Genomic DNA, 23,005 nt, shown 5'->3' with positions numbered 1-23,005 from the left:
CCCGTCTCACTGCTTTGGGGAAAAATAATGACAATCTGGACGCTCGGAGATGCCGTGGTGGATTTGCTACCGCGCGACAATATGCAGTTTGAAGCCTGTGCGGGAGGCGCGCCCTTCAATGTGGCCATCGGCGTCGCCCGCCTCGGCCATGACAGCGGCTTTATCGGCCGCGTAGGCAATGACGCCTTCGGCCGCTTTCTGCACCAAACGCTGGTGACAGCGCAGGTGGACACCAAAAGCCTGGAGTTTGATCCGAAGCGACACACCAGCACCGTACTGGTGTCGCTGGATCCTGACGGTGAGCGGCAATTTGATTTTCTGGTCAATCCATCTGCCGATCAGTTTCTCAGCCCGGCGACTCTCGCCCAGGCGATGGCGGCAACTCGACGGGCAGCGGGCACGTTGAGCTTCGATATCAACCTACGCCCACAGATGTGGGGTAACCAGACGCTGATGTTTGACCTTGTTAGCGAGTTCGCCCGACAGAGTGACATTCTGAAGAGGTCCGAAGAGGAACTGCTTCGGCTAACCCGAACCGACGATTTCAACAGCGCCTGCGGTGCCCTGGCAACCAGCCAGCGTGGCGCGCTTAGCGCATTCCCCAACAGCCAACAGCTGAGCTGCTTTATTCAGTCACAACCTTCGCTAAACAGAACGATAAACCCGTAATACCGAGCACGCGTTACGTCGCGGCAGCAAGACCTTACAATGACCTAATCTGGATTGGAAAAACATGAAAATAACGATGCCGTTCAGTAATGATAAATACCGGTATTCCTCCGGGTATCTGCTCTTTTTCTTTGCCGCCTGGTCGCTGTGGTGGTCTTTTTATGCCATATGGCTAAAAAGCAAATTAGGCCTGTCCGGAACGGAGCTGGGAATGTTGTATGCCGTAAACCAGTTTTTCAGCATGCTGTTTATGCTGGGCTACGGTTTTCTGCAGGATAAGCTCGGTACCCGCAAGCCCCTTATCTGGATGATGGGGACTGTCATCACGCTCAGCGGTCCGTTCCTGATTTATGTTTATGAACCGCTGCTGGTCTCCAACTTCAAGCTTGGCATGGTGCTAGGCGCCATTTTCTTTGGTCTTGGCTATCTCGCCGGTTGCGGTCTGGTGGAAAGCTTCGTCGAGAAAGTGAGCCGCAAATTCAACTTTGAATTCGGCACCGCCCGCTTCTGGGGATCGCTTGGCTACGCCGCAGGGACGTTTGTGGGTGGCATCTTCTTCAGTATCAACCCGCACATTAACTTCTGGTGTGTGTCGGTCATGGGGGTGTTATTCCTGGTGATTAACGTGGTGTTCAAAACCAACGCACCGGCCCCGGCATCCGCGGATACACGTTCGCCCGAGCCAGACGCGCTGACCCGAAAGGATTTTCTCACCATCTTTAAAGATTCGCAGTTCTGGTTTTTCGTTATCTTTGTCGTCGGCACCTGGTCGTTCTATAGCATCTACGATCAGCAGATGTTCCCGGTGTTTTACGCCAGCTTATTTGACGACCCTGAACTGGCTCCGCGCGTCTACGGCTACCTCAACTCGGTACAGGTGTTTATGGAAGCCGTTGGCATGGCGATGATTCCATTCCTGATTAACCGCATTGGGCCTAAATCCGCATTGCTGCTGGGTGGCACAATCATGACCTGCCGAATCCTGGGCTCTGCGTTTTTCACTGATATCTATATTATTTCCTTAATCAAAATGCTGCACGCGCTGGAAGTCCCACTGTTTGTTATTTCAGTTTTTAAATTCAGCGTCGCAAATTTTGATAAGCGCCTATCGTCAACGATATACCTGATTGGCTTTAATATTGCCAGTTCAATTGGCATCATCGTGCTGTCGCTGCCTGTCGGTAAGCTGTTTGATATGGTGGGCTATCAGGAAATTTTCCTGATTATGGCCAGCATTGTGGTAATAACGCTGATATTTGGCTTCTTCTCGCTGAGTAAAAAGCATCATCAGCAGGAGGGCGGGAATGAACTCGTAATGGAATAGCAAAGTTTAGTTTATACCGCGACAGGGCCACTGGCCCTGTCGTACATCCCCAACATCAAGTACAAACTGTCGGTGAGCTCAGGCATGTTTCAGCCAGTTCCGAAAAATTTGCGCTTGCAGTATCCCCTGAAAATCAATCAGCCCAGAGCAACCCAGTTTCTTGATCAAATTCTGCCTGGCCTGATAAATCGTTTTTAAGTGTAGATTTAACAGGGCAGATATCTCAAAAATGGTTCTCCCCTCCCCTAACTGCGTTAAAATATATTTATCCCGCGCGGTCAGTGAGATATTTAGCTCTGATTGATTTTCGTGATTACTAGCAAAACCAGTAATATCAATAATAAACTGTTTGAGTGTGGCAACGCTAATATCTATCGGCAATCTGTAAAATGAAATCTCATTGAGATACTGATACAGATGGCCATCGATCAGCAGCACCAACCGGTGCGTATTCAGATCGTAATTTTGCTTTTTTACCGCCTCAAAGTGATTAGCGGTGAAGAACACTAGCCGCGCCTTATCATCTTCAAAAACGATATCGGCAATGATGTTCTTTAATCCTTGTCTGATAAAAATATCATCAACCCATAATTCCGCGTTTCCAGCATGTTCCTGAATTATGTTCATTTTTATGGCCCCAATGAAAAATCACCATTGACCTAACCGGGCTGCGCAGTTTTATCGGGCTGAAGATGGGCCAGAATCTGCGCATAGATATCGGTTAATATCACATTTTTCTCATTCTTCAACTGCGTACTAAATGCCTGAGCAAGAATATCGTTGTTTATATAACCCTGTTTTAACATTACTTTTCGCTCTACATCCTTATATAGCGCGCAGCGGAAAATATAATTCTCCGGAATTGAATTAGCCATATCCCCCCATAGAAATGCATTTATAAAAAAGAGGCTGCTGTGCATAGTCTTAATCTAAAAAGCGAAGCAGTAGAGTTTGCTGCATATAACAAAGTTGATTTTTATATTAATATAATAACAAATTAAACGTCATCAGCTGTATAACGCAACACTATTTCAAGGGTTTTTCTTATAATATCAGCCTGGACAACATCAGTTGTCGATTCCAGAGAACCGATCAGGCTTAAAATAATGTTTTTATTGTTAACATTATCACCAGCTAAAATAACATTTGTCACCGCCTGACCCAGTACCACCGACTCATCGGCTAAAAGCTCACCGGCATTGTGGAAATAACTTGATAACGCTTTATCCGCCATAACACTGTGGACATTAATTTCATGAAGCATAGTAACCTCGCTTGTATAGTCTGGAAAATTATCTTTAATGTAATTTAGGTTTTTTGCTGGCACTGAAATCACTCTCATCAATAGTTCTGTCCGGTTTTATTTTTATTTTGTCCGGATTAAAATTTGTGAATTCATTGATAACGCTTTCAATTAGTTGTTTGCGTGTCCTGTCCATTTCACCGGCCTGCATAAGTCGCAATTGCTTAATCAGTACCATTAAAGAAACGTCTGTATGCATGCGTAAAATTTCTAGCACAGCCAAACCTGTAATTTCATGTTTCAAGCGTTCACTGTCAGGTTTCTTCATAACTCCTTCACTACTTACCCATTATCTTATTAGGGTTTTCATTTATTCAAAAAGCAGGCCGATCAACGCATTGTAATGTTTCTGTTCGTTCTCTCCTGATGCTTTTTCAAGACGATGAAGAAGTTTGGTGCACAATGATTTGCGGCTGAGATTGCGCCCATCTTTTAGGATCTCAGTAACGATTTCGCCCAAGGTTTCCTGCTGGGTAGGAAGATGCGCTTTAGCAAAGTAACGAGAAATCGCGCCTGCGGAATCAGTAAGAACAGTATGCTGCTGCATGTACTTCTCCTGTAACAAAATGCTGGTGAATATTAAGTTTTATAACAGTAGCAAAGTTGTACCGAAAATGTGTACAACGTGATGAATTAATTTTTACCATAATGTGCTAATTGTTTTAAATCAGATAGTTATAATAATTACAACTTACTTAAAACACTGAACGCATTGTACAAATCGATCCTCACCCAGGGTAGGCTTTATCTTCATAAGGTCTTTAAAATGTGAAATTAAAGTTAGAATAAAGTATTAAAATCACGACATAATCAGGTTTGTCTGATACTGTCCATACTTCTTCTTCCCGCTTATAGTCCCGGAATTTCCATGCTCACAACCATAATTTATCGTAGCCATCTACGTGATGACGCACCTCTTAAAGCGCTTGAAGATATGGTGACAGCCGCAAATATTAAAAACAGACTCTCAGATGTTACGGGGATCTTACTCTTTAATGGTCGCCACTTTTTCCAACTGCTTGAAGGCCCTGAGGAGCAGGTAAAAGAGATCTATCGTTGTATTTGTAATGATCCACGACACCACAATGTCGTTGAGCTGATGTGTGATTACGCTCCAGCGAGAAGATTGGAAAAGTGGGGATGGAGTTATTTGATTTACAAAGACATGAGCGCAATGACGTCCTGCAAGCCGTGCTGAATAAGGGAACATCGAAGTTTCAGCTCACCTATGATGACAGGGCATTACAGTTTTTCCGCACATTTGTCCTTGCGACAGACAAGTCGAGCTATTTTGAAATACCCGCACCTGATTACTGGAGTTTTATTACCGACAATACTTGTACCCTCCTGGATGAAGACACATTTCCCTCAGATGCAGATTTCAGCTTTGCTTTTCAACCTATTATCGATCCTATGTCGCAGCGAGTCATCGCACTGGAAGCGCTTATCCGCGGTAAAGACGGTGATACCCCCACAACATATTTTGGCAGCTTAAAACCTGAGGATGTGTATTCTGCAGACCTGCAGAGTAAAAAGACAGCCTTTGCGATGGCAAGCGCGCTGGGACTTAATGGCAAAATGTTGTCAGTCAATCTGCTCCCCATGACCCTGGTAAACGAACCCGATGCAGTGAGTTTTCTTATAGACGAAATCACGGCGCATGGACTGGTACCTGAGCAAATCATTGTAGAGTTTACCGAAAGTGAAGTTATTTCGCGCTTTGATACGTTCTCGCAGGCCGTGAAGTCACTCAAGGCTGCGGGAATATGTGTAGCGATAGATCATTTTGGCGCAGGTTTTGCCGGGCTTCAGCTTCTGTCTCGTTTTCAACCCGACCGAATTAAGATCAGCCGCGAGCTCATCACTGATGTGCATAAAAGTGGACCACGGCAGGCCATCATTCAGGCAATTATCAAATGCTGCGCTTCACTGGAGATTATGATTTCCGCAGTCGGCGTTGAAAAACCTGAAGAGTGGATGTGGCTTGAATCCGCGGGCATTGAAATCTTCCAGGGCAACCTTTTTGCACAAGCCTGCCTGAATGGAACACCGTCTGTTGCATGGCCTGAGAAAAAATAATTCCCCATCGTTACTAAATTCAACTAACTGTTCTTTAACAAAAATATCCCCCACACGCCTTCATGTTGAATATAAATTTCAGCATTTGCGCCATACATGATAGTAAAGTAAATCTTAATTTTGCTAGAATCATATGTCAGTTTTGTACAATTTGATGCATGTTGTACAAACTGACAGGAATTGCATATCGGTGACGGAGAATCGGGAATGTTTGGGGGAGTTATGGCGTATTACAGTATTGGGGATGTCGCAGAACGTTGCGGGATAAATCCTGTCACTCTCCGGGCATGGCAGCGGCGTTACGGTTTACTCAAACCCCAGCGCAGCGAAGGTGGTCACCGACTCTTTGATGAAGAAGATATCCAACGTATAGAGGAAATAAAACGTTGGATTAACAATGGCACGCCTGTTGGCAAAGTTAAAGCATTGCTCGAAACCAGCACTCGTGAAACTGACGACGACTGGAATCAACTGCAAGAAGAGATGATGGGCATTCTTCGCATGGTGAACCCGCCGAAACTTCGAGCCAAAATTATCTCACTCGGTCGTGTCTACCCAGTTGAAGCATTAATTGATCACGTTTTTCTTCCCGTACGTCAACGGCTGATGCTTGACCATAATACATCCCGCATTATGAACAGTATGCTTGACGGCGCATTGATTGAATATGTTGCAACACTGCTGTCTGAGACGCGACGCAAATCAGGGAAAGATGCCATCCTGATGGCCTGGGATGTTGAAGACAGAACTCGTTTATGGCTCGAATCCTGGCGATTATCGCAATCAGGCTGGCATATTGCCGTGCTTGCTGAACCCATTGAAACACCAAGACCAGAACTTTTCCCAGGGCAAACGCTTTTTGTCTGGACCGGTATTACGCCAACCCGAAGACAAAATGAGCTGCTACAACACTGGAATGAGCAAGGTTACAAAGTCATTTTCCACTGTCCGTAACTATCGAGGGTGGCCATAACAGCATCATAATGTTGATGACCCCAAAATAGGTGGGTTATCACTTGCTCATTTTTTCACACTGAAGAGAACAGATCTTACAAATTCTGATTTATGATGCTTATTTTGAGTGCCATCGAACGAATCAATTGTCCCTTTTCACCTGTCTTAACCCGCGCGTAGCACAGAAAAAAAACAAAATACTCACCCATTGGTATTATTCTTTTGTAGACGCCATCACCTTTTTCGTAAGTAAACTTCATTAGTCCAACTGGCGTACGCCTAATACTTATTCTAGGGTTAAATCATGTCTTCTTATGCCACATTGTTGTTTTTCTAAGGTAATAAATGTGGTTATTTGAAAAAGGTATAGGATATGGCCCTGGTCTTAAACAAACGCTTAATTCTTTGTTGCTGCGCCTTTTCCATTATTCCTGTGGCTCATGCAGCAACCGTTAATGGAACATTTCAGGTACTGATGACGATTCAAAAGGCCTGTACCGTGACCGCCGGTTCGGCTTCAAATATCACTCTTGGACCAGTGAATACCACGGCAACGAATACTAGCGCAAGCAACACGATTTCGGTTAATTGCTCAAAGACCACGCCTTATTTTATCGGTCTGGCGCCGTCAGCCGCTAATGGAGGGACGACGACAGGCTCAGGTGCCATGTCCTCCGTGGCTAATGCTGCCTCCAATACTGATAAAGTGCCCTATCAACTAAATCGTACATCAGCAACAGGTCCGGTGTGGGGGAACACAGCCACCGACACTGCGCCGGGAAACGGCGTAGCAGCTACGGGGACCGGCCTGGCGCAAATTTATACTGTTTATGCCACCGCACCGAGCGCCAACTTCACTCCTGACGACTATGCCGACACGGTAACAGTTAACGTTAACTACTAACTTCAGGAAACCACATGAAAGTAAAACTGCCTGTTGCGCAGTATGCCTGCGCATGCCTGTTAGGGATGGTTGCGAACGTCAACTTTGCCTCCGCCAGCGGATTGCAAATCGCACCGGTCACGTTAACGCTGCAAGCGACGCAAAATGCCGATGGTATCTGGCTGAGTAACGCAGGTGAAAATGTGCTTAATGCCCAGGTTCGGGTTTTTCGCTGGAGCCAAAGCGCTTACGACGACAAACTTTCGCCCTCTCAGGGGCTGGTCATTAGTCCGCCGATGCTGGCATTGGCCCCCGGAGAACGTCAATTGATTCGCGTTATTCGAACGGGGCCACCCTCGACACAGGCAGAAGACGCTTATCGGTTATCGATAGATGAGTTGCCGCCTGCAAAAGTTGAGAAAAACAAGCTTCAATTTGTACTGCGTTATTCCGTCCCCGTTTTCATCCAACCGGCATCATCTGCGCAAACGCAGGCAAAACTGCAATGGAAATTACAACAACTGGATGGCAAAAAATTTATTGAAGTCAGCAACCTGGGAAATGGTCATGCACAATTATCTGCGGCAACTTTTATAAGCCGTGGCGGGGCTAAAAAAGTCATTACACCCGGACTGTTAGGCTACGTTTTGCCCGGCTCAACAATGCGCTGGATAGTCTCTCCGTCAGCCAGTGATACGCATTATGGCGGGAAAGTTGAAGTAACAATCAATGGCCAAAAAACAGTACAAGACCTTTAACAGATCCTGGCTTCTGCTGAACTATTGCTTTCTCAATGGGGTATTAATTTCGGGAATGGTTTGCGCACAAACGCAGAACAATCACCAGAATGAAAACGGTGTTATTAATGGCGCATCGCGACTTGTGGGTGTCGATCTGTATCTCGACGTCACCTTAAATGGAAATTCCGTTGGACTGGTGCATCTGGGTTACGATGATCGAAAGTTCTATGCAGGAGCAGACACCCTACGAAAAATGGGCTTTCGCTTTGCGCCAGACGCCACTAATGTCGTCTGCCTGAACGATATCCCTCAGCTTACCATTGACTACAACGCTCAGTTGCAAACGCTTTCGCTTACCGCCCCGCTGAGTTCACTCAATCTTGCGACCACGCAGCTTAGCTCGCCCACAGAAACCGCGCCGACGGCGACAACCTCACGCGGAGCGCTGCTCAATTACGATATCTATAGCCAACAGGGTGATGAAAGCGCAATCAATACCTTCAGCGAACTTCGCGCCTTCAGTGCCGCAGGCGTACTCAGCACGACCCAGTTGACACAGTATTCCACCGAGGAATATGCAAATAACAGCGTTGAGCGCCTTGATACCAGCTGGCGTACATCATTTCCCGAAACGATGTTGGCGATAACCGCTGGCGATACCCTGACCAGTTCACTTATCTGGTCTCGGCCGACGCGTATCGGCGGCATTCAGATTGGAACTGATTTTGGTCTGCAGCCCTATATGCCAACTACACCCCTCCCTGCTTATCTGGGCTCTGCAACATTGCCGTCAAACGTAGAGCTGTACGTCGATGGCGTCAGGTACTATAACGGAGAAGTCCCTGCCGGTAGCTTTCAGATCAATACCCTGCCTAACATCAGCGGCGCGGGAACGGGTCAGGTGATGATGACAGACGCGTTGGGCAGAACGAGCGTACAAAATTTCTCGTTCTACAACGATCAACAACTTCTGCGAGAAGGATTAACCGCCTGGTCGGCTGAGTTAGGCGCGGTACGCGAAAACTATGGTTACTCCTCTTTCGATTATGCCAGCGCACCGGTATTGAGTGGTACATGGCGTCGCGGGTTTAGCAATACGTTCACCGCCGGAACTCACGCGGAAACCAGCGATGGACTAATTAACGCAGGCTTTAGTAACGACTGGATCCCGGGAACCCCCAGCGGCACATTTTCGACGTCACTTGCCGCAAGCACCGATTCAGGGCAGAACGGATTTCTGTACAGTTTTGGTTATCGTTGGTCCGGCGAACGGTTTAATTTCAGTACCAGTACAACGGCAACTTCTGGTGATTATCGCGATGTCGCCACCCATTATGGTGAGCCGCCTCCAACGCTTAACAGCAACACGGTCATTGGCTATTCGCTGGAATCTGCCGGTAACGTCAGCCTGAGTTACCTGCAGTTTCGTTACCCGCACGAAAATGCGGTGCGCTATGCTAACGCCAGCTGGTTAAAATCAGTTACAGACAACATCTCACTGAACGCCGGACTCAACCAGAACATTGACGACAACCGCGATCGCAGTCTTTATTTGATGGTAACGATTACCACTGATCACAATCTGAGCGCCAGCAGCACGCTACAACGCACCAACGATGAAACCAGCTACCAGCTCAACGCCAGCAAGACGCCCCCTGCCGACGGCGGTTGGGGCTGGAATCTGGCCACCAGTCAGCAAGCTTCCCGGCAAAGCGGTCAGGGCGAAGTCGGATATCTGGGGCGTTATGGCAAAGCGTACGCGGGATTCAGCCGTTTACCGCATAACCATTATGGCTATGCTGGCGCAACCGGATCGCTGGTAACCATGGGAGGCGGCCTGTTTGCAGCACGGGAAATCAACAATGGTTTTGCCGTCGTATCCACTGACGGCGTTCCTGATGTTCCGATTAAATTGCAAAATAACCTGATTGGCCGCAGCAACGACCAGGGACTACTGCTGGTCTCGCCGCTGAATAGCTATCAAAAAAACCTGATCAGTATTGACCCGATGGATCTCCCCGCCAATATGCGGATCGCACGCGTCGAGGCGAACGCTACGCCTGCCGATCGTTCCGGCGCGTTGGTCAGCTTTGGCATCACTGCCGTACGCGCCGCGCAGATCCTTCTTGTCGACAGTCAGGGTAACCCCATTCCCGAAGGCAGCATGGCTTATGCCGTCAGCGGAACGGGACAATCATCTGTCGTTGGCTTTGATGGGATGACCTGGTTCGACGCGCTGGAGCAGCACAATACGCTACGCGTTGATACGGACACTGGCAGTTGTCGCGTGCAATTTGACTATCCTGCGTCAACGAAAGGGATTGCGCAAATAGGACCGCTGGCTTGCCGACCACAATAACAGGAGTGCGCTCATGAGATTAAGACATCTGCTACTCATCGCTACCGTACTCTTTTGTCCGGCAATTAGCCATGCGGTGACCTGTTCGGTGAGCAATGTGCAGCCCATAAATTTGGGTTCGGTGAATCCGCTGTCGGCGACGGGCGCAACGTCATCAATGACGTTCAATTACACCTGCGCCAAAGAGCTTGGCGACGCGCTGGCAGGGATCAATCTCTGTTTTAATATTGATGCCTCAGCCGTCAGTGGTCAGGTAACACCCCGGAATATGTCATTAAGTGGAACACCTGCCCAAACGCTGGCATATCAGCTTTACCAGGATCCCGGACACACTAAAGTCTGGGGGAGCCAGTATCAGTCGGGAACGACTTTCCCAATGGTTCAGCTTAACCTGCTGAATCTGACGCCAGTGACAGGCTCACTCACGGTATCAGCAAAGATCGTCACGCCACAAACCTCAGCCGTTCCCGGTAACTATCAGGATACTTATACGACGGCGACAGCCTTTGTCACCCTCAATCCTGGATTACTTCTCCCGCCAACCACCTGTGGTGATACCGTTGCTGCCAGGCTTCCTTTCACGGTATCGGCGACCGTCAGCAAACAGTGCAACATCACCTCTGCTACCGACATTAGCTTTGCACCAGCCAGGGCAACCGGACGTAATCTAACGGCGTCAAATACCGTGGGCGTAGCATGTTCCAATAACACGCCCTACACCATCGGGCTTCAGCCCTCCAACGGTAATACAACAGGCAACGGCGTGATGACGGGCACGGGGTCAAATACGGACAAAGTCCCCTACCAGCTTAGCTCGACGCCAGGACCTTCCGGTACGGTCTGGGGCAATACTTCACTCAATACCGTTACGGGGAACGGTTCAGGGACAACCACCTCCTACCCGGTTTACGCCACCGTTCCCAGTGCGAACTACACGCCTGACAGCTATGCCGATACCGTCACCATCGCTGTAACCTACTGACTTCAGCTTAAACGCAATAAAGCAAATACATTTTTTTATCATATTGTTTACTTTTAGAGGTGCGTCATAAATCTGACAAATTACGATTTTTATATATTCTGCATATTAAATTATCAGTCACGCAAAACAACCCAAATACAAGCAAAAACAAAGAATAACTATTCAATAATAAGTTAAAGGCCATACTAATCATGGTGATAATCCGTGTTGGTTGGACAGACCGCCCCATGAAAAAAATGTTAAATTTAAGTTTATATGGTGAGATTCACTGTATACCACGGCCAAATTAAGAACATATTACTTTTATAACTAAGGTTTATCATGGATAAGTTATCTTACGCTTCAGATAGCAGCACATCTGCCTGGAATACCTACCTGCAACAAATCGAGCGTGTGGCCCCTTACCTGGGCGAACTTTCCCATTGGGTGGATACCCTGCGCCACCCAAAACGCGCGCTGATTGTCGATATCCCGGTGCAGATGGATGACGGTACTATCCGTCATTTTGAAGGGTATCGCGTGCAACATAACCTCTCCCGTGGTCCGGGCAAAGGCGGTGTGCGTTATCATCCTGATGTTGATCTTAATGAAGTGATGGCTCTGTCCGCATGGATGACCATCAAATGCGCAGCGTTGAACCTGCCTTACGGCGGTGCAAAAGGCGGCGTGCGCGTCGATCCGTTCTCGCTGTCCGAAGGCGAACTGGAACGCTTGACCCGCCGTTATACCAGCGAAATTGGCATTATCATTGGGCCACAGAAAGACATTCCTGCGCCGGATGTAGGGACTAACGGAAAAGTAATGGCCTGGATGATGGACACCTACTCCATGAACCACGGCACCACTGTGACCAGCGTGGTCACCGGTAAGCCAATTCACCTCGGCGGCTCGTTAGGCCGTGATAAAGCCACCGGTCGTGGCGTTTTCGTCAGCGGTCTGGAAGTGGCGCGTCGTGCCAATATCGACGTTGAAGGTGCCCGCGTCGCGGTGCAAGGTTTTGGTAACGTTGGCAGCGAAGCAGCCAGACTGTTCGCGGCAGCTGGCGCACGCGTCGTCGCGATTCAGGATCACACCGCTACGCTGTTTAACACCACTGGAATCGACATGGCCGCGTTGTCTGCCTGGCAATTGGAGCACAAACAGATAGCCGGTTTCCCGGGCGCTGAAACCATTGCCAGCGAAGCCTTCTGGAGTCTGGAGATGGATATTCTGATCCCGGCTGCACTCGAAGGGCAGATCACCCGCCAACGCGCGGAAACGCTGACCTGTAAACTGGTACTCGAAGGTGCCAACGGTCCAACCTATCCGGACGCCGACGACGTTCTGGCAAACCGCGGTATCATCGTTGTCCCTGACGTGGTATGTAACGCCGGCGGCGTAACCGTCAGCTACTTCGAATGGGTTCAGGATATGGCAAGCTTCTTCTGGAGCGAAGAAGAGATCAACAATCGCATGGACAAAATTATGACCGATGCGATGGTGCACGTGTGGGAAAAAGCCGCAGAGAAATCCTGCTCCCTGCGTACTGCAGCCTACATCGTTGCCTGCGAACGCATTCTGCTGGCACGTAAAGATCGCGGAATTTATCCGGGCTAACGCCGAAATCAACCATGCCTCCACACCACCCGCTCTGCAGGTGGTGTGTTTTCCATAAAAACCCGTTCAAATACTTTCCGCACAAATACCGCCCGACCTCTCACTTTCGCTGTTTTATGCACCATGACGTTCCAATACGGAACATTATTATGCTGCTATGTTTCGTATTGAAACGCCATTTACAGCAATTTTCTTTTGCAAACCCGTGTGCAAAATTACTTTATCGGCAGCGAGCAGTCGCCGTGGCGATGTACAAACCGATACCCTACATCAGATGGCTGCCCGAATCCGGCAGCCATCCAGGACTGTCTGCGGAGCATAAATAATGAAAAAATTGATTAACCGTGTTGAAGACGTACTGAATGAACAACTCGCCGGACTGGCGAAAGCGTATCCTTCCCTGGCGCTGCATCAGGATCCGGTCTATGTCACCCGCGCTGATGCGCCGGTAATGGGCAAAGTGGCGCTGCTTTCCGGCGGCGGCAGCGGGCACGAGCCGATGCACTGCGGCTATATTGGTCAGGGTATGCTCTCTGGCGCCTGTCCGGGAGAGATTTTTACCTCACCTACCCCGGATAAAATGTTCGAATGCGCCATGCAAATTGATGGCGGCGAAGGCGTACTGCTGATCATCAAAAATTACACCGGTGACATTCTTAATTTCGAAACCGCCACCGAGCTGTTGCACGAAAGCGGCGTCAAGGTCACCACCATGGTGGTGGATGATGACGTAGCAGTGAAAGACAGTCTGTATACCGCCGGTCGGCGTGGCGTGGCGAATACCGTATTGATCGAAAAACTGGTCGGCGCGGCTGCCGAACGCGGTGACTCACTCGAAGTCTGCGCAGCGCTGGGTCGTAAACTGAATAACCTGGGCCACTCCATAGGGATAGCCATTGGTGCTTGTACCGTTCCGGCCGCCGGACAACCGTCGTTCACGTTGCAGGATAACGAAATGGAGTTTGGCGTGGGTATTCATGGGGAGCCGGGCATTGACCGCCGCACCTTCACCTCTCTTGATCAGACCGTAGATGAAATGTTCGATACCCTGCTGGCAAACGGCAACTACAGTCGTACACTCCGCCACTGGGACAACGTTCAGGGCGCGTGGCAGGAAGGTAAAGAAAGCAAACGTGCGTTACAAAGCGGCGACCGCGTCATTGCGCTGGTCAATAATCTCGGTGCAACGCCGCTGTCAGAACTCTTCGGCGTGTACAACCGCCTCGAAAGCCGTTGCCAGGATGCAGGTATTGTCATTGAGCGCAACCTGATCGGCTCTTACTGTACTTCTCTGGATATGACCGGCTTCTCAATCACCCTGTTACAGGTGGATGACGAAACGCTGAACTTATGGGATGCACCGGTTCACACCCCCGCCCTCAACTGGGGTAAATAAGGAGATTCATGATGTCCCTCAACAGAACGCAGATTGTTAACTGGCTCTATCGCTGCGGTGAAATTTTCACCACCGAAAGTGATTTTCTCACCGGTCTCGATCGGGAAATCGGCGATGCCGACCACGGTCTGAACATGCATCGTGGCTTTAGCAAAGTCGTCGAAAAGCTCCCGTCCATCGCCGATAAAGACATCGGTTTTATTTTGAAAAATACCGGCATGGTACTGCTCTCTAGCGTCGGGGGTGCCAGTGGTCCACTGTTTGGCACCTTTTTTATCCGCGCCGCCCAGGTAACGCAGGCCCATCAAAGCCTGACGCTTGAAGAGTTATATCAAATGATGCGAGATGGCGCAGAGGGTGTGATTAGCCGCGGTAAAGCTGAACCTGGCGACAAAACCATGTGTGATGTCTGGCTGCCGGTAGTGGAGTCTTTACGCCAGTCCTGCGAGCAGAAGCTGAGCGTCCAGGCGGCTCTGGAAGCAGCAAGCCAACAAGCGGAAGCCGCTGCACAAAGCACCATCACCATGCAGGCCCGCAAAGGTCGCGCCAGCTATCTTGGTGAGCGCAGCATTGGACATCAGGATCCCGGCGCAACCTCCGTTATGTTTATGATGCAAATGCTGGCTCAGGCGTCCAGAGAGTAAGGATAAAGCGATGGTAAACCTGGTTATTGTTTCTCACAGCGCCCAGTTGGGCGAAGGCGTCGGCACGCTAGCCCGGCAGATGTTAATGGGTGATGGTTGCAAAATCGCCATTGCCGCAGGCATTGACGATCCTGAGAATCCGATTGGCACCGATCCTATTAAGGTGATGGGAGCCATCGAGTCCGTAGCCGACACAGATCACGTGCTGGTGATGATGGATATTGGGAGTGCGCTACTGAGTGCGGAAACCGCGCTGGAACTGCTCGATCCTGCGATTGCCGCCAAAGTGCGTCTGTGTGCCGCGCCGCTGGTTGAAGGCACGCTGGCCGCAACGGTGAGTGCTGCCGCAGGGGCGAATATCGAACGGGTCATTTGTGATGCCATGAACGCCCTCGACGCCAAATGTGAGCAATTGGGTTTACCTTCGCCATCTGCAGCAAAGTCAACGTCTCCTGACTTAGTACCCGATGCAGATGCACGTTCAGTTGCCATTGTGGTGAAAAACCCTAACGGCATCCACGTTCGCCCAGCTTCACGGCTGGTTTCCGCGCTGTCCGGCTTTAACGCCGACATGTGGCTGGAGAAAAATGGCAAGTGCGTCGTGCCTGATAGCCTGAATCAGATAGCTCTGCTGCAGGTGCGCTGTAACGATATGCTGCGCCTGATTGCCAAGGGCGAACAGGCAGAAGATGCGCTGGCCGCATTCAAACGGCTGGCGGCAGAGAATTTTGGTGAATCGCTCGAGCCCGCGAATGCTGATAACGTAGCCACGCAGGTCCCCCCACAGGCAACGGGAACGGCATTCTGTTATACACCGTTCTCACCAGAGGTCAGCCAGCAGCCTACAGCATCACCTCAGGCAGACCAGCAGCGATTACGGGTCGCTATCCAAAACACGCTGAACGATTTAAGCGCACTAACCGCGCTTGCGGAAGAGCGATATTCCGCTGATATCGCCGCTATTTTCTCCGGTCATCACACGCTGTTGGACGATCCCGATCTGTTTGATATGGCCTGCGATTTAATGCAGGAGACACAGTGTAGCGCTGCCTGGGCCTGGCATCACGTGCTGAGCGATCTCAGCCAGCAGTATTTACAGCTCGACGATCCCTACCTGCAGGCCCGATACATTGATATAGAAGATTTATTATCGCGTTCGCTGCAGCATTTGACGGGGGAGATCGTGCAAATTCCCGCCTTCATTCGCCCTTCTATTCTGGTCGCTGATGTCATCTATCCATCTACGATCCTGCAACTCGATCCGAAGGCAGTCCAGGGCGTCTGTCTGCGAGACGGGAGCGATGCCTCCCACCCGGCAATTATCGCCCGTGCCATGGGGTTGTGTTACGTATGTCAGCAGGGCAAGGCTGTTGATAGCATCAAAATGGGTGACGCCCTGACTCTTGACTGCGTGACGCAACGAATCACCCACGCGGATTGATGACGGTTGCACACCCTTCCCAACCAAGGGTGTGCATCCTGTTTGCTCACGTCGGGAAATGTCTGTTTATTCGCAAAATGGGGCGTCAATCACACGCAACAGTCGATCCTGAACTAAGGTTTTCTCATGGTAAATGCCGCTACTTTGGCACGCCGCTAAGGAGATTAACCGATGATAACACCTGCAACTCGCCATCCAGGCCTGCTTTCTGTTGCAATAAAACTGACACTCGCCAGTACCTTTTTTGCCCTTTCCTCTTTTGCCGTCAATGCAGAAGACGCACCAGCCGCTCCGCCGCAGCCGCCAGATATCCTGCTTGGACCTCTGTTTAACGATATACAAACGGCCAAACTGTTTCCTGACCAGAAAACCTTTGCTGATGCGGTTCCTAACAGCGATCCTCTCATGATCCTTGCCGATTACCGGATGCAGAAAAATCAATCCGGATTTGATTTACGCCATTTTGTGGAAGTGAATTTCACTTTGCCGAAAGACGGCGAGAAATACGTTCCCCCGGCCGGGCAATCATTACGCGAGCACATTGACGGACTGTGGCCGGTCCTCACCCGTTCGACAACCGACGCTGAAAAATGGGACTCTCTGTTGCCACTTCCGGAGCCGTATGTGGTGCCTGGCGGGCGATTTCGCGAAATATACTATTGGGACAGCTATTTCACCATGCTGGGGCTTGCCGAAAGCAATCACTGGGATAAGGTCTCGGACATGGTGGCAAACTTCGCTTACGAGATAGACGCCTGGGGACACATTCCTAACGGCAACCGCACCTACTATCTGAGCCGTTCCCAACCACCGTTCTTTGCCTTTATGGTTGAGCTGCTGGCACAGCACGACGGGGATGACGCGCTGAAAAAATACCTCCCGCAAATGCTCAAAGAGCACACATACTGGATGGAAGGCGTCGACACGCTCCAGCCCGGTCAGCAGAATAAGCGCGTGGTAAAACTGGATGACGGCACCATTTTGAACCGCTACTGGGATGACCGCGATACGCCAAGGCCAGAGTCCTGGGTGGAGGATATCGCCACCGCTAAAAGCAACCCGAACCGACCGGCCACAGAAATCTACCGCGATCTGCGTTCTGCCGCTGCTTCTGGCTGGGACTTTAGTTCCCGCTGGATGGATAACCCTAATCAATTAGGCACCCTGCGAACCACCAGCATTGTTCCGGTCGATCTCAATGCATTGATGTTCAAAATGGAAAAGATGATCGCCCTCGCCAGCAAAGCCGCAGGTGATGATGCTAAAGCGGCACAGTATGAAGGCTTCGCCAATGCCCGACAAAAAGGGATCGAAAAGTATCTGTGGAACGGCAAAGAAGGCTGGTATGCCGACTACGATCTGAAGAGTCATAAAGTACGCAACCAACTCACTGCCGCTGCCCTGTTCCCGCTGTATGTCAATGCCGCGGCTAAAGATCGCGCCAGCAAAGTGGCCGCGGCAACCCAGGCGCATCTGCTACAACCCGGCGGCCTTGCTACCACATCGGTGAAAAGCGGTCAGCAGTGGGATGCCCCCAACGGTTGGGCCCCGCTGCAGTGGGTCGCAGCATCCGGGTTACAGAATTACGGCCAGGATGACGTTGCGATGGACGTGACCTGGCGATTCCTCACTAACGTGCAGCACACCTACGATCGTGAGCAAAAGCTGGTTGAAAAGTATGATGTGAGCACCACAGGTACCGGCGGTGGTGGTGGGGAATATCCGTTGCAGGATGGTTTTGGCTGGACCAACGGCGTAACGCTAAAAATGCTCGACCTGATCTGCGCCAAAGAAAAGCCTTGTGACAGCGTACCCGCATCGCGACCAACCCCGGCAAGTACAACACCAGCTGAGCCTAAAAAACAGACTCAACCGACGCCTTAATCAACTTTCTATTATAGAGAAACGGCCCCTTGAGGGGCCGTTCGATTAATCTCGTCGTACAAGCCGGAAGACACCCAGCACAATAATCGCGCCGACCACGGCCACCAGGAAGCTGTGGAGATTAAATCCGCTGACATCACCGCCGATACCAAACATCGTTGCCAACCATCCACCGACCACAGCGCCGACAACACCGAGAATACAGGTCAGGATAAATCCACCGCCATCGCGCCCCGGCATAATCAGTTTGGCGATAACCCCCGCAATCAGACCAAAAATAATCCAGGCAATAATTCCCATTTTCAGGCCCTCTTTCCAGTGAACGCACGCGCAAGACATTCTTGCGCCAGCCTTTAAAGTATAGGCAAACCATCGTTATATGTTGTTTTCACGCAGACTGAATTCATTGGCGTGGGTAAAAAATTTCATTCATTTGTATTAAGTTCCGTTGATTGATGCCGATAATCCAACGATAAACCAGGCATCCAGGAGTCATTAGGTGTGAGTAACTACAATGAGCAGTTCCTGAAGCAAAATCCGTTAGCGGTGTTAGGCGTACTCCGGGACTTGAATTCGCAGCAGGTTCCGCTGCGTATCTCCTGGTCAGGTGGCCAGTTCATCAGCAAAATACTGGCGGTCAGCCCGGACGAACTGATCATGGATTTTGGCAGTCAGGAATACGAAAACCAGGCTGTGCAGCGAGCCACTCATATCTCGATTATCGCCGAAACGCAGGGCGCCAAAGTGGAATTCACCCTGCCGCAGCTTAAGAAAGGCGAATATCAGCGGCTGCCAGCATTTATCTCATCGTTGCCGCCTTCCCTGTGGTTCGTCCAGCGTCGGGAGTATTTCCGCATCGGTGCTCCACTGCATCCCCCCTATCGCTGCACGGTAAAAATGCCGGACAACAGTACGCTGTGTTTTCGCTTATTCGATTTGTCTCTCGGTGGTATGGGCGGGCTGTTAGAAACGGCAAAACCGGAAGGCCTGACAGAAGGCATGCGTTTCTCGCAGGTTGAGCTGAACATGGAGCAATGGGGGGTGTATCACGTTGACGCCCAGCTTATTTCCATTAGCGAACGCAAAGTTATCGACAGTAAAAACGAAACTATTACCACTCCCCGCCTGAGCTTTCGTTTTCTCAACGTCGGCCCGGCGGTGGAGCGGAACTTACAGCGGATTATTTTTTCCCTTGAGCGCGAAGCCCGGGAAAAGTCGAACAAGGTGCGCGGTTAGCATCCCCGGAGTTACATCGCATCCAGCGCTTGCTGAAGCTTCCAGATATAACGCGGAGCCTGCGGCGCCGGATGATTATCCGCAACATGTTCAATAAATTCATCCGGGCTGAGATCGTTGATCTTATTGATGGCTTTTTTCCTGTCGGATGAGAACGTCCGCAGCAGTGCGCCCGCGCCGTTGGCGTACGAGACCACCAGTGCATATTGCATCACCTGCGGATCTTCGATCCCGGCCAGCGGTCCGGTCTCCAGAATGCTCAGGTAGGCGGCCCCCATCGAGATATTGCGCTCTGGATTTTTCAACTCGCTGGTCGACGGCTCTCCGCTCCACCCCATACGACGATAAACATCGCGGCCTGAAGTCGAGGCTTTTAACTGCATCAGACCAATCGCATTAGACTTACTGACCGCATTCGGGTTACCGCCTGATTCAATGGCGATAATGGCGGTAATCAATTGTGGACTGACACCCCAGGCCGCTCCGGCTTTTTCACTGATCGGCATCCATTGCATTGCGCGTTTAACCGGAACTTCAGCATTCCATGGCGGATTTTTGTAATCCTGTTTTGAACTACAGCCCGCAAGTAATACAACCAAAAAAGCAAACCATCTCAATTTCACGTCATCTATCCTTATAGCCGGAACCTGTCGCTGAGGTGACAACGACATACCTACGCGGCATGATATACATTTGGTTTTAGTTGTAGCAAGGAAATGCCATGTCCCGGTTTCACTTAATTGCCCCGTCGGGCTACTGTATCAACCAGCAGGCTGCCTTACGTGGGCTTGCGCGTCTTACTGAGGCCGGTCATCAGGTCGATAATACAGCGGTCATTGCGCGCCGCTGTCAGCGTTTTGCAGGTACAGAAGCAGAGCGTTTGGCTGATTTAAACTCGCTCGTAAATCTGAAATCGCCTGATACCATTGTGATGGCGGTACGTGGCGGCTATGGCGCGAGCCGTTTGCTGGCAGATATTGACTGGCAGGCACTTGCGGCTCGCCAGCAACAAAACCCATTGCTGCTGTGTGGGCACAGCGATTTTACGGCGATCCAGTGTGGTCTACTGGCGCAGGGTAATGTGATTAGCTTCAGCGGCCCGATGCTGGCGGCTAATTTCGGCGCCGAAGAGATGAACCCCTTTACCGAGCTCCATTTCTGGCAAGCTTTACGCAATGCCCAATTTACCCTCGAATGGCAGGGTAACGGCCCCGAGTGTGCGACTGAAGGGACGCTATGGGGCGGAAATCTGGCGATGATCATTTCGCTGATGGGTACGCCGTGGATGCCGGCTATCGAAAACGGCATTTTGGTACTGGAAGACATTAACGAGCATCCGTTTCGCATCGAGCGCATGCTGCTGCAATTGTATCACGCAGGCATACTGGCCCGGCAAAACGCGATTATTCTCGGCAGTTTTAGCGGCAGCGCGCCTAATGATTACGACGCGGGTTACAATCTTGATTCAGTTTGTGATTTTCTGCGCGCCAGATTGTCCGTTCCATTAATCAGCGGCCTCGATTTTGGCCATGAACAACGTACCGTAACCCTACCGTTGGGGGCGAATGCGGTGCTGAAAAATGATAAAAACAGCACTCAGCTCACCTTAAGTGGGCATCCGATACTTAAATCGTAAAAAAAGCGGCTAACAGGGCTAAGTTAAACGCTGTTTCTGTCGTTATTATGTTAGGGTTTGTTAATACGAAACAGCGTAATTCAGGAGTAACCGAACGTTGGATGCCGCAGCAATTATTAGCCTTTTTATTTTGGGTTCCGTTCTCGTCACCTGCAGTATCTTACTCAGTTCATTTTCATCACGTCTTGGTATCCCTATTCTGGTGATATTTCTCGCTATCGGTATGTTGGCGGGCGTCGACGGCGTGGGCGGTATTCCTTTCGATAACTACCCTTTTGCCTACATGGTGAGTAACCTGGCGCTGGCGGTTATCCTGCTTGATGGCGGGATGCGCACCCAGGCCAGCTCTTTTCGCGTCGCTTTGGGCCCGGCATTATCGCTGGCGACCGTGGGTGTGCTGATCACCTCTGGTCTCACTGGCATGATGGCGGCATGGCTGTTTCATCTGGATCTCATTGAAGGGCTGCTGATTGGCGCGATTGTCGGCTCAACCGATGCCGCAGCGGTCTTCTCCCTGCTCGGCGGCAAAGGACTCAACGAACGTGTGGGCTCGACGCTGGAAATTGAATCCGGTAGTAACGACCCGATGGCGGTGTTTTTAACCATTACGCTTATCGCCATGATCCAAAATCACGAGACCGGTTTAAGCTGGATGTTTGCGGTACATATAATCCAGCAGTTTGGCTTAGGCATCATACTGGGTCTCGGCGGCGGCTACCTGCTTCAGCAAATGATTAACCGTATTTCACTGCCTGCCGGGCTTTATCCGCTGCTGGCATTAAGCGGCGGGATCCTGATTTTTGCCCTGACTACCGCGCTGGAAGGCAGCGGTATTCTGGCGGTTTATCTGTGTGGTTTTCTGCTGGGTAATCGCCCAATCCGCAACCGGTTTGGCATTCTGCAAAACTTCGACGGTTTGGCCTGGCTGGCGCAAATCGCCATGTTCCTGGTGCTTGGACTACTGGTTACGCCGTCGGACCTGCTACCTATCGCAATCCCTGCGCTGATTTTGTCTGCGTGGATGATATTCCTTGCCCGCCCGCTTTCGGTCTTTGCCGGACTGCTGCCGTTTCGTGGCTTTAATCTGCGCGAGCGCATTTTCATCAGTTGGGTGGGTTTGCGCGGCGCGGTGCCGATCATCCTCGCCGTCTTCCCAATGATGGCGGGCCTGGAAAACGCGCGCCTGTTTTTTAACGTCGCGTTCTTCGTGGTACTGATCTCGCTGCTGTTTCAGGGAACGTCGCTTTCGTGGGCGGCTAAAAAAGCCAAAGTGGTGGTTCCTCCCGTTGGCTGGCCCGTTTCGCGCATTGGTCTGGATATTCATCCGGACAATCCCTGGGAGCAGTTTGTTTACCAGCTCAGCGCGGATAAGTGGTGTGTAGGCGCCGCGCTGCGCGACTTGCATATGCCAGAAGAGACGCGAATTGCCGCCCTGTTTCGTGACAACGTGCTGTTTCACCCTTCAGGCAGTACCCGCCTGCGTGAAGGCGACGTTCTGTGTGTCATTGGCCGTGAACGCGATCTCCCTGCTCTCGGCAAGCTGTTCAGCCAGTCGCCGCCGGTGTCGTTAGATCAGCGTTTCTTCGGTGATTTCATTCTCGAAGCCAGCGCGAAATATGCCGATGTGGCGCTGATTTATGGCCTGGAAGATGGCACAGAGTATCGCGATAAGCAGCAAACACTCGGTGAAATTGTCCAGCATCTGCTTGGCGCCGCGCCAGTCGTTGGTGACCAGGTTGAATTTGCTGGCATGATCTGGACTGTAGCTGAGAAAGAAGACAATGCAGTGCTGAAAGTTGGTGTTCGCGTGGCTGAAGATGAAGATGAGTAACGTGGATGTTTTTTGCCGGGTGGCGGCGCCGCCTTACCCGGCCTATGA

Annotated in this window: 22 protein-coding genes and 1 pseudogene; 16 read left to right on the top strand and 7 right to left on the bottom strand. The window is 50.6% G+C overall.

Annotated features, from left to right (window positions below; all coding sequences use genetic code 11):
• The first annotated feature begins 27 nt into the window (after positions 1 to 27).
• Complete coding sequence (locus NMD08_RS11520; RefSeq protein WP_151219422.1) at positions 28 to 669, top strand: PfkB family carbohydrate kinase; 642 nt, start codon at positions 28 to 30, stop codon at positions 667 to 669.
• A 64-nt stretch (positions 670 to 733) separates the two neighbouring features.
• Positions 734 to 1,993, top strand: coding sequence for an oligosaccharide MFS transporter (locus NMD08_RS11515; RefSeq protein WP_370620155.1), 1,260 nt, complete (start codon positions 734 to 736; stop codon positions 1,991 to 1,993).
• A gap of 78 nt (positions 1,994 to 2,071) precedes the next feature.
• Here the strand turns inward: NMD08_RS11515 and NMD08_RS11510 are convergent, their stop codons facing one another.
• The 5 genes from NMD08_RS11510 to ycgZ form a co-directional block, all read right to left on the bottom strand.
• A complete protein-coding gene (locus NMD08_RS11510) occupies positions 2,072 to 2,620 on the bottom strand; it encodes a LuxR C-terminal-related transcriptional regulator (RefSeq protein ID WP_151225543.1) in 549 nt (182 codons plus the stop codon).
• Positions 2,621 to 2,652: 32 nt separating this feature from the next.
• Positions 2,653 to 2,868, bottom strand: coding sequence for a hypothetical protein (locus NMD08_RS11505; protein ID WP_151219424.1), 216 nt, complete (start codon positions 2,866 to 2,868; stop codon positions 2,653 to 2,655).
• A gap of 122 nt (positions 2,869 to 2,990) precedes the next feature.
• Positions 2,991 to 3,257 (bottom strand): biofilm/acid-resistance regulator YmgB/AriR, encoded by a 267-nt coding sequence (locus tag NMD08_RS11500; RefSeq protein WP_151219425.1) that lies wholly within the window; start codon positions 3,255 to 3,257, stop codon positions 2,991 to 2,993.
• Positions 3,258 to 3,291: 34 nt separating this feature from the next.
• Positions 3,292 to 3,564, bottom strand: coding sequence for a hypothetical protein (locus NMD08_RS11495; protein ID WP_286539798.1), 273 nt, complete (start codon positions 3,562 to 3,564; stop codon positions 3,292 to 3,294).
• A 42-nt stretch (positions 3,565 to 3,606) separates the two neighbouring features.
• On the bottom strand, positions 3,607 to 3,843 hold the full coding sequence (ycgZ, locus tag NMD08_RS11490; RefSeq protein WP_151219427.1) for a regulatory protein YcgZ: 237 nt from the start codon (positions 3,841 to 3,843) through the stop codon (positions 3,607 to 3,609).
• A 321-nt stretch (positions 3,844 to 4,164) separates the two neighbouring features.
• On the opposite strand from ycgZ, the pseudogene NMD08_RS11485 reads away from it, so the two are divergent.
• The 11 genes and pseudogenes from NMD08_RS11485 (at position 4,165) to NMD08_RS11435 (ending at position 18,254) form a co-directional block, all read left to right on the top strand.
• Positions 4,165 to 5,375: pseudogene (locus NMD08_RS11485) on the top strand (diguanylate phosphodiesterase).
• 222 nt (positions 5,376 to 5,597) lie between these two features.
• Entirely contained in the window at positions 5,598 to 6,329 is a 732-nt protein-coding gene (locus tag NMD08_RS11480) for a MerR family transcriptional regulator (protein ID WP_187253008.1), read from the top strand.
• A gap of 373 nt (positions 6,330 to 6,702) precedes the next feature.
• A complete protein-coding gene (locus tag NMD08_RS11475) occupies positions 6,703 to 7,233 on the top strand; it encodes a spore coat protein U domain-containing protein (RefSeq protein WP_151219429.1) in 531 nt (176 codons plus the stop codon).
• A gap of 14 nt (positions 7,234 to 7,247) precedes the next feature.
• A complete protein-coding gene (locus NMD08_RS11470) occupies positions 7,248 to 7,970 on the top strand; it encodes a molecular chaperone (protein WP_210905181.1) in 723 nt (240 codons plus the stop codon).
• Positions 7,971 to 8,025: 55 nt separating this feature from the next.
• Complete coding sequence (locus tag NMD08_RS11465; protein WP_210905258.1) at positions 8,026 to 10,311, top strand: fimbria/pilus outer membrane usher protein; 2,286 nt, start codon at positions 8,026 to 8,028, stop codon at positions 10,309 to 10,311.
• Positions 10,312 to 10,324: 13 nt separating this feature from the next.
• Positions 10,325 to 11,293 (top strand): spore coat protein U domain-containing protein, encoded by a 969-nt coding sequence (locus NMD08_RS11460; RefSeq protein ID WP_210905182.1) that lies wholly within the window; start codon positions 10,325 to 10,327, stop codon positions 11,291 to 11,293.
• Between the two features lie 321 nt (positions 11,294 to 11,614).
• The gene (locus tag NMD08_RS11455; protein WP_151219432.1) at positions 11,615 to 12,889 is read left to right on the top strand and encodes a Glu/Leu/Phe/Val dehydrogenase; all 1,275 of its coding nucleotides are present in this window, start codon (positions 11,615 to 11,617) and stop codon (positions 12,887 to 12,889) included.
• Positions 12,890 to 13,214: 325 nt separating this feature from the next.
• Complete coding sequence (gene dhaK, locus NMD08_RS11450) at positions 13,215 to 14,285, top strand: dihydroxyacetone kinase subunit DhaK (protein WP_151219433.1); 1,071 nt, start codon at positions 13,215 to 13,217, stop codon at positions 14,283 to 14,285.
• 11 nt (positions 14,286 to 14,296) lie between these two features.
• Positions 14,297 to 14,929: a dihydroxyacetone kinase subunit DhaL gene (gene dhaL, locus NMD08_RS11445; protein ID WP_020996617.1), complete on the top strand. Its 633-nt coding sequence runs from the start codon at positions 14,297 to 14,299 to the stop codon at positions 14,927 to 14,929.
• Between the two features lie 10 nt (positions 14,930 to 14,939).
• On the top strand, positions 14,940 to 16,370 hold the full coding sequence (gene dhaM / locus NMD08_RS11440; RefSeq protein ID WP_187258847.1) for a dihydroxyacetone kinase phosphoryl donor subunit DhaM: 1,431 nt from the start codon (positions 14,940 to 14,942) through the stop codon (positions 16,368 to 16,370).
• A gap of 171 nt (positions 16,371 to 16,541) precedes the next feature.
• A complete protein-coding gene (locus NMD08_RS11435; protein WP_210905183.1) occupies positions 16,542 to 18,254 on the top strand; it encodes an alpha,alpha-trehalase in 1,713 nt (570 codons plus the stop codon).
• A gap of 45 nt (positions 18,255 to 18,299) precedes the next feature.
• Here the strand turns inward: NMD08_RS11435 and NMD08_RS11430 are convergent, their stop codons facing one another.
• Positions 18,300 to 18,554 (bottom strand): GlsB/YeaQ/YmgE family stress response membrane protein, encoded by a 255-nt coding sequence (locus NMD08_RS11430; protein WP_151219512.1) that lies wholly within the window; start codon positions 18,552 to 18,554, stop codon positions 18,300 to 18,302.
• A gap of 201 nt (positions 18,555 to 18,755) precedes the next feature.
• On the opposite strand from NMD08_RS11430, the gene ycgR reads away from it, so the two are divergent.
• A complete protein-coding gene (gene ycgR / locus NMD08_RS11425) occupies positions 18,756 to 19,490 on the top strand; it encodes a flagellar brake protein (RefSeq protein WP_210905184.1) in 735 nt (244 codons plus the stop codon).
• 11 nt (positions 19,491 to 19,501) lie between these two features.
• On the opposite strand, the gene emtA is transcribed toward ycgR, so the two are convergent.
• Positions 19,502 to 20,113, bottom strand: coding sequence for a membrane-bound lytic murein transglycosylase EmtA (gene emtA / locus NMD08_RS11420; protein WP_151225551.1), 612 nt, complete (start codon positions 20,111 to 20,113; stop codon positions 19,502 to 19,504).
• A gap of 98 nt (positions 20,114 to 20,211) precedes the next feature.
• On the opposite strand from emtA, the gene ldcA reads away from it, so the two are divergent.
• Positions 20,212 to 21,126 (top strand): muramoyltetrapeptide carboxypeptidase, encoded by a 915-nt coding sequence (gene ldcA / locus NMD08_RS11415; RefSeq protein ID WP_286539811.1) that lies wholly within the window; start codon positions 20,212 to 20,214, stop codon positions 21,124 to 21,126.
• 97 nt (positions 21,127 to 21,223) lie between these two features.
• A complete protein-coding gene (locus tag NMD08_RS11410; protein ID WP_151219438.1) occupies positions 21,224 to 22,957 on the top strand; it encodes a potassium/proton antiporter in 1,734 nt (577 codons plus the stop codon).
• Positions 22,958 to 23,005: the final 48 nt, after the last annotated feature.

The organism is Citrobacter meridianamericanus, from assembly GCF_041320245.1.
In the GTDB taxonomy this organism is placed as follows: Bacteria; Pseudomonadota; Gammaproteobacteria; order Enterobacterales; family Enterobacteriaceae; genus Citrobacter; species Citrobacter meridianamericanus.
This window is presented reverse-complemented; position numbering and strand designations above follow the sequence as displayed.

What these genes read in the sequence shown, in the direction of transcription:
- NMD08_RS11520 (WP_151219422.1), top strand. Translation starts at nt 28, where the DNA reads ATGACAATCTGGACGCTCGGAGATGCCGTGGTGGATTTGCTACCGCGC.
- NMD08_RS11515 (WP_370620155.1), top strand. Translation starts at nt 734, where the DNA reads ATGAAAATAACGATGCCGTTCAGTAATGATAAATACCGGTATTCCTCC.
- NMD08_RS11510 (WP_151225543.1), bottom strand. Translation starts at nt 2,620, where the DNA reads ATGAACATAATTCAGGAACATGCTGGAAACGCGGAATTATGGGTTGAT.
- NMD08_RS11505 (WP_151219424.1), bottom strand. Translation starts at nt 2,868, where the DNA reads ATGGCTAATTCAATTCCGGAGAATTATATTTTCCGCTGCGCGCTATAT.
- NMD08_RS11500 (WP_151219425.1), bottom strand. Translation starts at nt 3,257, where the DNA reads ATGCTTCATGAAATTAATGTCCACAGTGTTATGGCGGATAAAGCGTTA.
- NMD08_RS11495 (WP_286539798.1), bottom strand. Translation starts at nt 3,564, where the DNA reads ATGAAGAAACCTGACAGTGAACGCTTGAAACATGAAATTACAGGTTTG.
- ycgZ (WP_151219427.1), bottom strand. Translation starts at nt 3,843, where the DNA reads ATGCAGCAGCATACTGTTCTTACTGATTCCGCAGGCGCGATTTCTCGT.
- NMD08_RS11480 (WP_187253008.1), top strand. Translation starts at nt 5,598, where the DNA reads ATGGCGTATTACAGTATTGGGGATGTCGCAGAACGTTGCGGGATAAAT.
- NMD08_RS11475 (WP_151219429.1), top strand. Translation starts at nt 6,703, where the DNA reads ATGGCCCTGGTCTTAAACAAACGCTTAATTCTTTGTTGCTGCGCCTTT.
- NMD08_RS11470 (WP_210905181.1), top strand. Translation starts at nt 7,248, where the DNA reads ATGAAAGTAAAACTGCCTGTTGCGCAGTATGCCTGCGCATGCCTGTTA.
- NMD08_RS11465 (WP_210905258.1), top strand. Translation starts at nt 8,026, where the DNA reads ATGGTTTGCGCACAAACGCAGAACAATCACCAGAATGAAAACGGTGTT.
- NMD08_RS11460 (WP_210905182.1), top strand. Translation starts at nt 10,325, where the DNA reads ATGAGATTAAGACATCTGCTACTCATCGCTACCGTACTCTTTTGTCCG.
- NMD08_RS11455 (WP_151219432.1), top strand. Translation starts at nt 11,615, where the DNA reads ATGGATAAGTTATCTTACGCTTCAGATAGCAGCACATCTGCCTGGAAT.
- dhaK (WP_151219433.1), top strand. Translation starts at nt 13,215, where the DNA reads ATGAAAAAATTGATTAACCGTGTTGAAGACGTACTGAATGAACAACTC.
- dhaL (WP_020996617.1), top strand. Translation starts at nt 14,297, where the DNA reads ATGTCCCTCAACAGAACGCAGATTGTTAACTGGCTCTATCGCTGCGGT.
- dhaM (WP_187258847.1), top strand. Translation starts at nt 14,940, where the DNA reads ATGGTAAACCTGGTTATTGTTTCTCACAGCGCCCAGTTGGGCGAAGGC.
- NMD08_RS11435 (WP_210905183.1), top strand. Translation starts at nt 16,542, where the DNA reads ATGATAACACCTGCAACTCGCCATCCAGGCCTGCTTTCTGTTGCAATA.
- NMD08_RS11430 (WP_151219512.1), bottom strand. Translation starts at nt 18,554, where the DNA reads ATGGGAATTATTGCCTGGATTATTTTTGGTCTGATTGCGGGGGTTATC.
- ldcA (WP_286539811.1), top strand. Translation starts at nt 20,212, where the DNA reads ATGTCCCGGTTTCACTTAATTGCCCCGTCGGGCTACTGTATCAACCAG.